The sequence below is a fragment of the Methanobrevibacter millerae genome (assembly GCF_900103415.1).
Lineage (GTDB): Archaea > Methanobacteriota > Methanobacteria > Methanobacteriales > Methanobacteriaceae > Methanocatella > Methanocatella millerae.
Map to the genome: position 1 here is coordinate 23,319 of NZ_FMXB01000005.1, position 13,290 is coordinate 36,608.

Below are 13,290 nucleotides of genomic sequence, written 5' to 3' on the forward strand. Positions count from 1 at the left end.
CCAAACTATTTATAAAGCAAATTGAGAAAACATCCCTGAAAGTACTTGTTGCCGGGGGAGAAAAATTAGGGCAAATAGATGAAATCAGAAATTACCGGATTGTGGATGCATATGGACCAACCGAAGCCTGCGTATATGTAATCAGTGCAGATACAGCAAACAAAATCGATTACAGCAGTGTGGGGTATGTACAAAACAATACAAAAGCATACATATTGGATAAAGAATTTAGACGAGTGCCGATTGGAGCAGTCGGAGAATTATATCTGTCGGGCATTCAACTAGCTGACGGTTACTTAAATAGACCAGAAGAAACCTCTAAAGCATTTATGAGTAATCCATTTGAAAACAATGAAGAATATGGTGGATTATATTGCACAGGCGATGTGGCAAGACTGCTTCCAGATGGAAGTTACGGCATTATCGGCCGTCGTGATGGTCAGGTAAAAATAAGAGGAAATCGTGTAGAACTCACTGAAGTCGAATCAGTAATAAGAAATATGGACAACATTGATGACGTGACAGTCCAAATTACCAAAAACAACACAAACAATGAACTAGTAGCCTATGTTACTTTATCTAAAGATTTAAAAGAGGATTTAGTTGATTATGTTCGTGAATATGTCTTAAAACACAAACCAGAATACATGGTTCCATCATATGTAGTGAAACTAGACGAAATCCCATTGAATGTCAATGGTAAAGTCGATAAGCGTGCTTTGCCTGATGTAGATAAAACTAGTTTGCATGCGGAATATGTTGCTCCAAGAAATGAAAATGAAAAAGAAATTGTTGAAGCATTCGAAAAGGCATTGAATCTGGAAAAAGTCAGCATACATGATGATTTCATACGTTTAGGTGGAGATTCACTTACTGCAATCAGATTGCTGTCTTATATAACATCCCATGACGTGACCATGGCAGATATTTTCACTTTCCGAACTCCCGAAGCAATTGCAAAAAACATGTCCGATTATTCTTTTGATTTGGACATTTATTCATTGGAAAGCGGATGTCCATTGAATTCAGCACAGATTAATGTGTTTGCAGATGTAAATGTTTATAATAAAAAGAATGCCTATCATATTCCAGGTTATATTTCTATCCCTAAGGAATACAGTCTTGAAAATATACTTGAATCATTGGATAAGCTATTGGATGCCCATCCGATTTTAAGCATGCACTTAAGTGAAGAATATGAAGTAAATGATAATACTGACATGAGCAATTTGGATTTGCTTAAAGATTTAATGTCTACAGCCAGAAAATTCGGAATAAAGGAAATAATGAATCTGATTAAGGCATATGGATTGGATGCTGGCGGACTTTATAAAATGCTTAGAACCACTATCCGGCTGTTTAAGGGAGAATATCCGTATTTGGTAAAAGGCGCAAAACCTCCGGTTTTTGTGGAAGGGAATGTGAATGAGAAAGTTATTCTAGATTTCTTTGACGAAAGTTTTGATTTATATAATTATTTGTCCAAGTTCCTGATTGTTGAATCTGAAGAATCATATTACTTGATTTATTGGATCCACCACATCATTTTTGATGCGACTTCCGCAGGCGTATTCCAGAATGAATTCAGGACTCTTCTTGATGGAGGCGAGGTTAATTATGAGGATACATTCCTAAAAACATCCGCCTTCACTCATCAAATAAAAAATACCGAAAAGTTCGATGAGGCAGGCGAATTTTATGAGCCTATGTTATCGGATATTGATGATGTGGGTGTCTTAAGTGGGGACAGTTCATCTGAAGGATACAGCACATCACTTTATGATTTGGAATTTGACAAAGTTGCATTCAAATCCTTTTTAAATAATGCAGGAATAAGTGAAAATGTATTTTTCACCAGCGTATTTGCATATACATTGTCCCAATTTGCAGATAGAGATAAGGTTTTATTTACAATAATTGAAAACGGGCGTGACAGATTCAGTGAAAATTTCATTGGCATGACCTCAAATGTAATGCCGATAGTAGCAAAATGTAAAAATCAAAGCATCAGCTCATTTATGGAAAATATGGCCAATACCGTTTATGGAGTATTAAGGCACAGTTATTATCCAATATTATTGCTTTATCAGAAATATAATTTCGAGGTCCATATACTATTCCAGTTTGTACCTAATTGGATTGCAGATGACTTTAATACTTTTGATAATGCTGAATCTCAAGAAATTTTTAATAAAGTCCTTAATAACTTCCAAGATTCTTTAACAGAATTTTTAGTTCAGGTTTATCAAAACGGTGACGATTACAGCTTAGTATTTACAAATTCAAACAAATATTCCGATAAAATGATTAATGATTTCAAAGATACATATATATCAGTTTTATCAAAAATCATTAATGGAGACACAACTTCGAATTTAAACTCAATTAAATGAAGAAAATAACTATGTCCAAAGATGACTTATTTTGACTTAATCTGGAGATAATTTATGGAAAATAATGCGCAAACCAACGAAAATATTGATTTAATTAGAGGCGAACCGGAAAAGGCCATTAAAAAGTTATCTGTGCCAACGATGCTTGCAATGCTTTTCGTTGCAGGTTATTATCTTGTTGATGGCATATGGGTTGTTGGTCTGGGACAAGCAGCAATTGCAGGCATTGGTTTTCTTAATCCTTTTTACATGATTTTACTTGGGATAAGTCTGGGTCTCAGTACTGGTGTAGCAAGCAGCATCAGTCGTTTTATAGGTGCAAAGGACCATAATGGCGCAAATATGTCGGCAATGCATTCAATTTTAATTTTAATAATAGTGTCAATAATTTTAACATTATTATTGTTTTTCTTACAAAAACCCTTGCTGATTCTTTTAGGTGCAAGCGGCGCATCTTTAAATGAAGGCCTAAAATATGGAACCCCATTATTCTTAGGTCTGACAGTACTGGTATTTACGATTGGTTTGACTGGAATACTTCGGGGCGAGGGAGACATGAAAAGACCAATGTATGGCATTGGTTTTGCCGTAATACTGAATACAATACTTGATCCGATTTTCATCTATACCCTGAATCTTGGTTCTGCAGGCGCATCGATAGCAACGGTGTTCAGTTGTTTTATTGCATTAATTGTCATGATATACTGGATTTTCATTAAGAAAGATACCTATGTTGATGTTAACTTTAAAAATTTTAAATTTGACTCTGAAATATCTTTTGACATTTTAAAGGTCGCTATTCCTTCATCAATGGAAATGATTATACAAAATATTGCTTTAAGCATGTATTTAATATTTATTTCAATGATTGGTGGTGATTATGGGGTTGCTGTATTTTCATCAGCTCAAAGATTATATACCTTTGCGACATTACCGATAAATGCTATAGGCGCAACAGTCACTACAGTTTCCGGAAGCGCTTTCGGTGCCAAAAATGAGGACTATCTATCAAGAAGCCATATTTACGGATCAAAAATGTCCATGATCTTGGCAACATTATTTTTAATTATTTTTATTTTATTTGCCAATCCACTGGCAAGCATACTTGCATTCACTCCTGAAACTTCAAATTTAATTGGAGGAATTGCAGGTTTTCTTCAAATCGGGACTTTATGTCTGCCGTTTATAAGTATCGGATTAGCATCAAGTTATTTTTATCAGGGAATTGGGAAAGGAACAACAAGTTTGGCCTGGACAATAATACGTGAAATAATATGTACAAATGTATTTATATATGTATTTGGAATATTGCTGGGTTGGGGTTTAATCGGTGTTTGGGCAGGTTTGACTGTTGGAAAATCAATTGCAAGTGTTTTAAATTTCTTATTTGTAAGGCATTTGATTAAATCATTGAAATGGTGAATTCTATATGCCATACTTTACTTAATAAAGAACCCCTTTCTAAAATTCATGAATTTAAAGCTGATTTGAAGTGATATGTCGAATTTTATGAAAAGATTATTTTTATTGAAGATATTATATGCTGGTGAAACGTGAAATATGCAATTGAAAAAGGAAAATTTTATATCTATGAACGGATATACAATTAATAGAATTCCAATTTATGATAATTTTTTTATAAATCGGATTCCAACATTTATAGTCCTATGGTGTAATGGCAATCATACGAGTCTCTGGAACTTGTGACTCCGGTTCGACTCCGGATAGGACTATTTCCTTATTTTTTCACTAGAAATTCTTTAATAATGATTTTCGAACATTTGTTTTGATTGAATAAGCTATAAACTGATTATGTTTCGCCCAATCAAGACAAAGAAATTACGTGAAAACAAAATAGTTAAATATAGTAAATGACTAATATTAATATTGTATTTTTGAAAAGATTTTTTCAACGGGGCCCGTAGCTCAGTCTGGCAGAGCGCTTGGCTCTTAACCTTGTTGTCGCGGGTTCAATTCCCGTCGGGCCCGTTTTTTTACTTTTGCAAAACTTTTCTTTTAAAGAATCTAGCTATTTTTTCCGTTTAATCTGATAAATTATAATATAAAGATTATCCATTATTGAATAATCCCATATTTTAAGAGTTTTCAGGGATTTCACCAAACCAGTTGGTTTTCTTGCCGATGAAATACATTATGATGTATAGAATTGCTAAGAAAACACATGATGAGACAACATCCCAAAATTGCGGAGAGGAACTTGATGCGTGCATTCCAAGCATTACGAAGAGCCCAACAGAAAAATTATTCGCAGAATGAATGGCTGAGCTTACTTCTATACCATTTGTTTTCCAGGCCAAAAATCCCAAACCAAGACCTGAAACCAGTGTTTCAATGAGTCCTAAGCTGTTATATCCATGGCTTAATGCAAATAATATTGCCTGAATGACAATCGCCAAAACGGGTATTTTAAACCATGACCCGAATGTCTGCATTAAAAATCCGCGGTATGCATATTCTTCCGCAATACTTTGGAGAGGTACAGAAATCAATATTACCAAAAGAAATGCTATTGAGAAATTAGGCGTGCCCGGTGATCCGTTAATGGTAGCATCTGCAACTCCATAGATTATGTACATGATTAACGGAATTACCAATGCCTTGAAATAGAGTTTGAAATTCCATCCTCCACGTGAAGAGGAATAGGAAGAAAACGGCCTGTCCTTAACAATCCTTGATGCAAGATATAATGTCGGTATAAATACAATAATAATCAAATCTGCGAATAATATCGCCATCGGAGATGATAATGCTTCATATCCTCCACTTAAAACGGACTTTAAAAAATCAAACCCAAACAATATGTAAAAAAACCCGACTACCAGTACTTCAAATATTGCAATCAGTACAAGACTCACTATCAAAACAAGTATCGGCTTGTACCATTTATAGTTCTCAAAAGTTCTTGGAAACGTAGTATAATCAGATATTTTATCGTTATTCATGAAAATAACCTTCAATCAGTTATTAATAATCATAGAGAAACGCAAGCATTACGAGCATATTTTTAACTGTCTCTCAATTATTTAATTAATTTTTTATTTTTAAGTTATTTATAATTAATTAAGGAAAACTCTAGATAAAATCTTGATATTTTACCATTACCCGCAAGAATAACCATATTTTTCAATCAGACAAATGCATCCAAGCATTTCTAAAAAAAAATGGCTCTGAAGTGCAATTGAAAGTAAAAATACACCTCAAAGCCTTAATCATCATATATATTCGAATTACTTGACATGCAAATTATTAAAGTCGATGTCTTCACTCAATCCGTATCTGAAAAAGAATATTCCGTCCGGATTCGCCTTTGATATGTTCTGGATTTTAAGATTCATCTCACTTAAAGGAATCGGCGTTTGAGTTGAATTGTTGAAAGTCTGCACATTTGCCCATATTTTGGCACCCTGCGAATGATTCCTAAGAGAATTAATGCTATCCTGTATGAACGTATCGTTTTCATTGTTATTGCCGAAGTAAGTCAACGGAATAACAAAATCGAAGTGCTTGCTGATTACAGAGTAATCCGTACAGTATTTCTTTTTCAGTTGATCATATTCAGGCATAACGTCAGAGGATAGAATCAAATTCGGATTGTCCTTTCTAAGTTCACCTGTTGCATTCACCACAAAATCCGAAACAGCCTGAGTGCAATTGTCATTTTCAGCGGCCGATGCACCATCATACCTAACATAATTCATATGTATGCCTGCAAGGTCCTTTAAACCTGCATATTCCTTTAGTTCTTTAATTTTTGCATCAGCGAAACTTTGATTGGTTGGATTATACCATTTTTCATCGTCATTGAAAATCTGCGCCAATATGTGGACTGAAATTCCTTCCTTTTTTGCATCTTGAATCCATGTTTCAACCTGAGCCTTGTCGTGCGTGTTAAGGCAGCGATAATCCAAAAACAGATCAGTTACTCCATGATTTGACAGGTTCTTGAAATTTACTTTGTCCATATCTTCAGCCAAAACGCAAAATCCGTAATGCATGTCTGACTCGTTAACGTCCGAAGTCACATTCTGCGCACTGATTGAGGATATGAGACTAAAATGATTAATGCAACCATTATTTTTCTATTCAACATTTTTTACCTCCATTGAAATGAATATTTTCATTGAAATACAAAATTTATCAATAATGATTATACATATCCTTGATTTTAGATATATTTAATGAACAATATAAATGTTTTGAATATTTTACTTAAAATTATTCATTTTTAAGCAATGTGAAATAGTTATATTCAATATTCAACAAAACATCAATCATGTTAGAACTAGAAGAACTATTGGAATTTTTCAACAAGGAAAAAACGTTGACAATGGACGAGGAAGCAACAGAAGCCTGCAATTATTATGCAACGGAAGCCCAAAAAATTACCTGTGAGCTGAATTACAGCTACCATGACCTTGATGAAATAAGGGAAATCTTTTCAAAGCTAATCGGTAAAAAAGTCGATGATCTGTTCAGGGTTTTTCCGCCGTTCTATACTGATTTCGGCAAGAACATACATCTGGGAAAGAACGTTTTCATCAACAGCGACTGCAAGTTTCAAGATCAGGGCGGAATCTATATCGGCGATAACGTGCTGATCGGACATAACGTTGTGCTGGCCACCCTGAACCATGAGGAAGACCCTAAAAAAAGAGGTAATCTGTGCCCTTCACCGATAAGAATAGGAAATGACGTCTGGATCGGTTCAAACGCCACGGTTTTGCCGGGAGTAACGATTGGAGACGGAGCCATTATCGCTGCAGGGGCTGTCGTAACTAAAGACGTTGATGAAAAATCAGTTGTCGGAGGAGTTCCTGCGAAGTTAATTAAAAAAATTGACTGATACATCTACATATGTCTAAAGATTATATGAATAATATCAATGAGAATTAATTAAATTAAAAAAACAGTTTATAAAAATAAATGATTAACAACAGTAATGTAGTTTAATTAATCGTTTATGCAAGAATATTATGTGTGATTTGTGATGGCTTCGCGGACCTTTTCGATCGCAATCTCTTTTTTGGCAGGATATGCTGCAATTTTGATTTTAAGATGGATGGAATCTCCCGAATCCTTAACCGTCAGTTTTTCATCAATTGCATCTGATTTATCGAATCTTAAAAACCAGTTTCCCTTTTCATCGATTTTTCGCTCCAAATCATCATTCAATTTATCCAAATCGACGGAATCCAAAAGCAAGTTAAAAAAAGTCTTGGTGTATCTTTTCTTTGAAACGACACCTGATAAGATTATTATCCTGTCTTCCATTAATCCTTCAGCTTCCTCGGCATCGATTTCGGCTTCAGGCAGGATATTCAAAATAGCTTGTGACAGTTCATCAATATCTTCGTTTTCATAAACAAAGACCCTAAATTTAATGTTATGTATCATAAATATCAAAAAAAGAGTAGTAAAAAAGAGGAGATTATAAATCTCTTCTTCTAGCTTGTTCACTACCTTTTCCTTTAGATTTTATTCCACGTCCTTTGTTACCAGCACTGGTTAAGCCTCTTAAAGCTCTGTTAGTGTGTTTTTTGGAACAAATCCAATTGATTTTCTTATCGTTAATGATAGAAGGACTTTGTGGATCTACTAAAATAACTTCGTAGTATTTGTATTTACCGTCAGACCATACCCAGTATGAATTTAGGACTTCTAAGTTAGGGTATTTCTTACCTACTCTTTCTTCAGCAATTCTTTGAATTGATTTAGCTTGAGTAATTTTGTTAACACCCATTCTCTTAGGTTTACGACCGCCTTTGAAACGTGATTTTCTTCTTCCACCACGTCTTACTCTGGTTCTTACTAAAACGAAACCTTTTTTAGCTCTGTAACCTAAGCTTCTAGCTCTGTCTAATCTGGTAGGTCTGTCAATTCTTTGTACTACTTTTTGACGTCTCCATTTTGGAGCTCTTTGCCACATGAGTTCACGTACGTAGGACTCATCTGGGTTTTTCCAAGCTTCTCTAATATATTTATACATAAATTTCACCTTTTTTTGTTCAGCTATAAAAGCCACATCCAATGGGAACATATCCCAAAAAAGTAAACTGCCAAAAATTAACAGTAATAAAATATATTATTTTAAATACATATAAAGTTAATGTTTTTAAAGTGATTTTTTCTGATTTTTCAAACGTTCATCAATTTTGTTTTCAAGCCTTTTCAACTCTTCCTTTCTGTCATCGACAAGCTCTGAAAGCATTTCCCTATATTCATTTCCACAATCTTCATCGTCCAGAAGCTCCTTTTTGTTATAGGGATATTCATTTTCAACCAAATAGATTTTACCTTCAAATTCCAGAATTGAACCTTTTAAATCTTCGATTTCGGGCATTTCCTGATTATCCTCCTCAGGCAAGATTCTTGTTACGGATTCCAATGCCTCCAAATCATCAGTTTTAAATGAATTTTCAGCCTTAATAAATAATGATAAGTCCAAAAAGTTTTGATTTGGATTTAAATCAGGATGCAGTTTTTCAATAAGCATCAGATATGTTTGCCTAAGCTTTTGTAAGTCCTCAGGAGATAATCTTTTAAGCTCATTTCCTTTCAGGTAATTGATCTCATTAATCTGTGCTTTAAGCTGTCTTTCGGATTCTTCAAACTCCTTATCCAGTTTTTTATCGATTTTATTCAAATCAACATTGCTTTCAGCTTCAATCAGCTCCAGTTTCCTTTCAAGCTTCTCGATTTCAAGCTCGATTTCATACAATTCATATTCATCCATTCCGAATTCCAAAACGTATCTTACTTCAATATCTGGACAAACGTGACTGACCAAATCATCATATTCAAAAATCAAATGCATCAATTGCTCTTTCAGTTCTTTAATTTCAGACTCACTCATTAAAATCAATCCGGTTTTTACAACAAAATATTTATTTTCAAAGCAATATAATACTTTCTAGTGAGTGACAGATTATGAAAATGCCAGATACTATCGATTCCAAATTATTCGCTCCCTGCGGAGTAAACTGCATCAGCTGCGAGAGATATCAAAATCCATGCGTCGGCTGTCTAATCGGCGATGACGGCAAAAGCAAGGCCAGCCTCAAATGCAAGATTAAAGCCTGCTTTGACACGAAAAACTTCAGCTACTGCGGACGATGCAGCGAGTTTGCATGCCCATTACTAAAAAAGCATTCAAAAAAATATGTTAAAAGATATGATTTGAACACTTTAGACAGTGCCAAAAGGATTAAAACAACAGGCATTGGAAAGATGATGGCTCAGGACAGACAAAAGTGGACGTGTCCCGACTGCGGCGGCGTGATCCACTTTCAGACTAAAACCTGCAGCGAATGCGGTTTCGAATTTTAAACATAAGCTATAAATATAAAATATAACAATAGTTTTATTTGTGAATAATAATAACTATAGTTATAGTTTGATGAATTTTTTCTAAAAATTCATATTACTCACCCGTTTGTATATATATAAAGAGATTTGGGGTTAACCCCCCAAATAATCTCTAAGCTAATTTTTGATTAATGTCACGGGCAAGCAAATAGTAATAAACATAGAAACCAAGCCAGAAAATCGCTGCAAAAACACATGCGATTAAAATCCACGTAATAACCGGTCCGATTCCCATATCAATCGGCATCCATTTTAAATAAATTGCTACTAACAATAAGACAACCATTCCAATTCCCAGCTGAAATATTACCTGAAACGGCAGCGCCAGATCCTCTTTTTCATATATCAATCCGCTGAGGGAAAATCCCCATCCTGCAACAATACATCCGAAAAAGAGATTGATTATGTCCGTTCCTGAAAATCTTATGTTTTGAGGACCTACCTGAAGTGAAATGAAAACTGCAACAAGCAATCCAATAAAACAGCCGACAAAAGCACCCATTGATAAAGATTTAATTATTCGAGTAAATTCCATAATAATCACCTACAATCCCAAAGCCTCCTTAAACTCCGGCAGATATTTTCTTGAAATATTATCCTTCAAGCCGTTTTTAAGCTCTATAAACATCATTCCCTTAAGTGAAGGGGCAACCCGCTGAATTTTTTTCAAATTAACGATGGTCGTTTTTGAAATTCTGACAAATGACTGATCCAAATCCTCTTCCACTTGATACAGGGGCTTTTTAATCAGATAATCCGAATTTTCAGTGTATACCTTTACCTGCTTGTCTTCAACCCTGAACATGTAAATATCGCCCAATTCCAAAAGGGCAATGTCCGAACCGTTCTTGACGGCCAGCATGTCATTTGAATCATCACTCTCAAGAATAGCTATTGCCTTTGTAATATTATCGGTCAGCTCATTTGTGTGAATGTCAGCATGAGCTTCCTTGATGTCTTTTGATACGAATAGATTTACCTTCATGATTCTAGTTCCTCAGTTTTCCCATTTCTTCCTGAATTTTTTGTTCCCTGTAACTTTCACTGTCAAATTTACTTATAAATACAAATGCAATTAAAAAGTCTTTAAGTACTCCGATTCCCCAGAATAATGCGGGAAATGCAACCCACCAGAATTCGGGGGTAAAATACCAGTTCAGAACAAATAACATTGCATTTACGACAATATACGCACTGAAATTTATATAAAATCTGATTTTATTGTCAACACGTTTTTCTGCTCTTGATCTTACATCACTCATCTAATCACCCATTCTTGAAATTTCTTTTTCTATCATGCTTTCCCTATCAAGGATACCCCTTAAGGAATATGCCTTGAAAAACTTATCCAAAAGACCAATTCCCCAGAAAAACATTACAAAGAACAATAACCAGAAACTATGTAAAAACAATACGCATATTATTGCTAATATTACATTTACAATCAAATACTTATATAGATTTTCTTGAAATTCAATTTTTGCATCAACTCTTCTTTCAGCTTCTTTTCTTAAATCCATTTGTATCACCAAATAACTATTCGATAATATAACATAGTTGAAGACCATATAAATGGCTATTTGGCGAGGTGTATAAGATGCAAAAATGTCTTGCTAAAATGCAAAAAATAGAAAGTGAAAGGTAACTAGATTGTAATAGTTACCAGATAATATAAGATTGCAGTCAGTGCAGGAACCGTCAAGTTGTCGATTCCTCCATAACTTAAAGCTTCACAAACGGTTGCAACAGCAGATATTCCTAAAATGGCAACCAGATTGAACTGAGGCATCGGATAGCCTATTGATGAGAAAACCATCCATACGAATACGCTCATTACGGTCGTGATTACAAACATCGTAAGTGATCCTTCAAGGGATTTCTCACCGCCAAATACCTTATATTTGACCTTACCGAACTTTTGACCGATTAATGCGGCAAATCCGTCACCGTATACCATAGGTACGATTGCCAATGCAACAATCCATAAGTAATTGGTGAAAACAGCTATCAGTACTGTCCAGATACCTGCATAAAAGAACAGTCCCAGTGCGTGGCCGGATTCGGTAACACTGTTTTCGATTTTAATCGGTGAGTATTCCGTCAGGAAGAACAGCACAATCGTAATCGGAAGCGTTAAAAACCATACCATTACCCACGGATCTGAGAAAAACGGCATGGCAAATATCATGTTACCTACCATGATGTGGAGAAACTTACGTGAAACTTCAGGCCTTGTCTTTAAAACCATTTCGGCTATTACGAAAATGGCTGCAACATAAATGTATACGACAATTAACGCTAATATATCGGACCAGATCATTCTTTATCATACTCCCCGTATTCACAGCCAGCATTTTCCATTTTTACATGGTCAATTAACGTGCCGTCCTTTTTGTATAACTTGATTTCGCCCCATCCGTTTCCGCCGTTCCATAAGCGGTTGTGGAGTTTTTTGCCGTTTGGAGCTTCATAATTAATAAAGAGCATATCTTCACGTTTGCAGTAAAGAACCATTTCCATACGTGAATTCTTGTTTGAAGCGTTTACGTGCCATGTATGAACCTCATCGCCCTCTTCAAAGTCAAAGTCGATTTTAACCATATTCCAAAACCTTGCGAAGTTGTATTCATACATCGTTCCCTCATAATAAAAACCGATTAGCAATTTACGCGGAATGGAAATACCAAACGCCTTTGGCCTTCCTCCTCCTGCTTCAAATGCTGAATTATTTAATTTTTTACCTGTTTTGAGGCTGGTCAGGTTGCATGAGGAAATCCAGAGCCACGGTGAGGTAAAGTCTCCGCCCCAGTTTTTATCGGCATAACCATATGACTTTTCAGGAATTACTTCATATTCAACACCGTCAAGCCAAATTGAACCGCTGTATTGTGTTTTAATTCCTTCAGCATGCCAAAACATTTCAAATGAGTTCAGTTTTCTAAATAGTCCGCTTGCGCCGTAACCGACATTGAAAGTGATTTGCTTGTCAATATCCAAATCCCATCTCATATCTCCAGCATCACACATGTATTCAGGATGATTTTCGGCTTCTTCCGGCGTTACGGTACATGATCCGGACATATGGGTTTCCGTCAGTGAGCAGTCTCCCACACGGATGTCCAATTCATTATCCGGACATTGGAAATCTTTCATTGAGTAAAAATTATGAATCTGCTTTGCATCCTTACCCCAAGTTCCTACCTTCATCAGGAAATAAGACGGTTTTTTACCCAATTTTTGATTTTCAGGGTCCTGACCTAATGTAGGTTCATCTTCAGCTAATGCAGGGTTACACACGAAATATTCAATGAAAAAAGGCTTCGCTTCACCCGTTTCCTTATTATAAGCCGTTAAGGAATGCCACCACCAGTCATAACCTTTCTTTGCAAGTGGTCCCTTGAGCATATAATAATCTCTTTCCAAATCACTTTTATTCATTTAGAATCCTCCATAGATAATAATATTTTATTTAAAGTATAATAAAAAGATTTTTATTTTTCATTGAAAAAAG

Annotated in this window: 15 protein-coding genes and 1 tRNA gene; 5 read left to right on the forward strand and 11 right to left on the reverse strand. The window is 35.2% G+C overall.

Annotated elements, in window-relative coordinates; genetic code table 11:
• From F3G70_RS03715 to F3G70_RS03725, 3 genes are all read left to right on the forward strand, one after another.
• Window positions 1–2,393: condensation domain-containing protein (locus tag F3G70_RS03715; RefSeq protein WP_149731381.1), on the forward strand; the 2,393-nt coding region annotated here is incomplete at its 5' end.
• A gap of 54 nt (window positions 2,394–2,447) precedes the next feature.
• Window positions 2,448–3,815, forward strand: a complete 1,368-nt coding sequence (locus tag F3G70_RS03720; RefSeq protein WP_149731382.1) for an MATE family efflux transporter — start codon at window positions 2,448–2,450, stop codon at window positions 3,813–3,815.
• A 493-nt stretch (window positions 3,816–4,308) separates the two neighbouring features.
• Window positions 4,309–4,382 (forward strand) — tRNA-Lys (locus F3G70_RS03725).
• Between the two features lie 107 nt (window positions 4,383–4,489).
• Here F3G70_RS03725 and F3G70_RS03730 read toward each other — a convergent pair.
• On the reverse strand, window positions 4,490–5,356 hold the full coding sequence (locus F3G70_RS03730) for a CPBP family intramembrane glutamic endopeptidase (protein WP_149731383.1): 867 nt from the start codon (window positions 5,354–5,356) through the stop codon (window positions 4,490–4,492).
• A gap of 285 nt (window positions 5,357–5,641) precedes the next feature.
• Window positions 5,642–6,436: a hypothetical protein gene (locus F3G70_RS03735; RefSeq protein WP_149731384.1), complete on the reverse strand. Its 795-nt coding sequence runs from the start codon at window positions 6,434–6,436 to the stop codon at window positions 5,642–5,644.
• 251 nt (window positions 6,437–6,687) lie between these two features.
• Between F3G70_RS03735 and F3G70_RS12480 the strand changes: the two genes are divergently transcribed.
• On the forward strand, window positions 6,688–7,257 hold the full coding sequence (locus F3G70_RS12480; RefSeq protein WP_149731385.1) for a sugar O-acetyltransferase: 570 nt from the start codon (window positions 6,688–6,690) through the stop codon (window positions 7,255–7,257).
• Between the two features lie 128 nt (window positions 7,258–7,385).
• Here F3G70_RS12480 and F3G70_RS03745 read toward each other — a convergent pair whose 3' ends face one another.
• The 3 genes from F3G70_RS03745 to F3G70_RS03755 all read right to left on the reverse strand — a co-directional run bounded on the left by F3G70_RS03745 (window position 7,386) and on the right by F3G70_RS03755 (window position 9,267).
• Window positions 7,386–7,808 carry an RNA-binding protein gene (locus tag F3G70_RS03745; protein WP_149731499.1) on the reverse strand — a complete coding sequence of 141 codons (423 nt, stop codon included), beginning with the start codon at window positions 7,806–7,808 and terminating at the stop codon, window positions 7,386–7,388.
• A gap of 34 nt (window positions 7,809–7,842) precedes the next feature.
• A complete protein-coding gene (locus F3G70_RS03750; protein WP_149731500.1) occupies window positions 7,843–8,400 on the reverse strand; it encodes a 50S ribosomal protein L15e in 558 nt (185 codons plus the stop codon).
• 126 nt (window positions 8,401–8,526) lie between these two features.
• The gene (locus F3G70_RS03755) at window positions 8,527–9,267 is read right to left on the reverse strand and encodes a hypothetical protein (RefSeq protein ID WP_149731386.1); all 741 of its coding nucleotides are present in this window, start codon (window positions 9,265–9,267) and stop codon (window positions 8,527–8,529) included.
• Window positions 9,268–9,341: 74 nt separating this feature from the next.
• Between F3G70_RS03755 and F3G70_RS03760 the strand changes: the two genes are divergently transcribed.
• Window positions 9,342–9,740 carry a DUF3795 domain-containing protein gene (locus F3G70_RS03760; RefSeq protein ID WP_149731387.1) on the forward strand — a complete coding sequence of 133 codons (399 nt, stop codon included), beginning with the start codon at window positions 9,342–9,344 and terminating at the stop codon, window positions 9,738–9,740.
• A gap of 151 nt (window positions 9,741–9,891) precedes the next feature.
• Here the strand turns inward: F3G70_RS03760 and F3G70_RS03765 are convergent, their stop codons facing one another.
• From F3G70_RS03765 to F3G70_RS03790, 6 genes are all read right to left on the reverse strand, one after another.
• On the reverse strand, window positions 9,892–10,314 hold the full coding sequence (locus F3G70_RS03765; protein WP_149731388.1) for a DUF3021 domain-containing protein: 423 nt from the start codon (window positions 10,312–10,314) through the stop codon (window positions 9,892–9,894).
• A 9-nt stretch (window positions 10,315–10,323) separates the two neighbouring features.
• Entirely contained in the window at window positions 10,324–10,764 is a 441-nt protein-coding gene (locus tag F3G70_RS03770; RefSeq protein ID WP_149731389.1) for a LytTR family DNA-binding domain-containing protein, read from the reverse strand.
• 4 nt (window positions 10,765–10,768) lie between these two features.
• Window positions 10,769–11,041 carry a 2TM domain-containing protein gene (locus F3G70_RS03775; RefSeq protein ID WP_149731390.1) on the reverse strand — a complete coding sequence of 91 codons (273 nt, stop codon included), beginning with the start codon at window positions 11,039–11,041 and terminating at the stop codon, window positions 10,769–10,771.
• A complete protein-coding gene (locus F3G70_RS03780; RefSeq protein WP_188118063.1) occupies window positions 11,042–11,299 on the reverse strand; it encodes a 2TM domain-containing protein in 258 nt (85 codons plus the stop codon).
• 125 nt (window positions 11,300–11,424) lie between these two features.
• Complete coding sequence (locus F3G70_RS03785) at window positions 11,425–12,099, reverse strand: diacylglycerol/polyprenol kinase family protein (RefSeq protein ID WP_149731392.1); 675 nt, start codon at window positions 12,097–12,099, stop codon at window positions 11,425–11,427.
• Window positions 12,096–13,217 carry a tocopherol cyclase family protein gene (locus F3G70_RS03790; RefSeq protein WP_149731393.1) on the reverse strand — a complete coding sequence of 374 codons (1,122 nt, stop codon included), beginning with the start codon at window positions 13,215–13,217 and terminating at the stop codon, window positions 12,096–12,098. Before F3G70_RS03790 ends, F3G70_RS03785 begins: the two co-directional genes overlap by 4 nt.
• Window positions 13,218–13,290 lie beyond the last annotated feature (73 nt).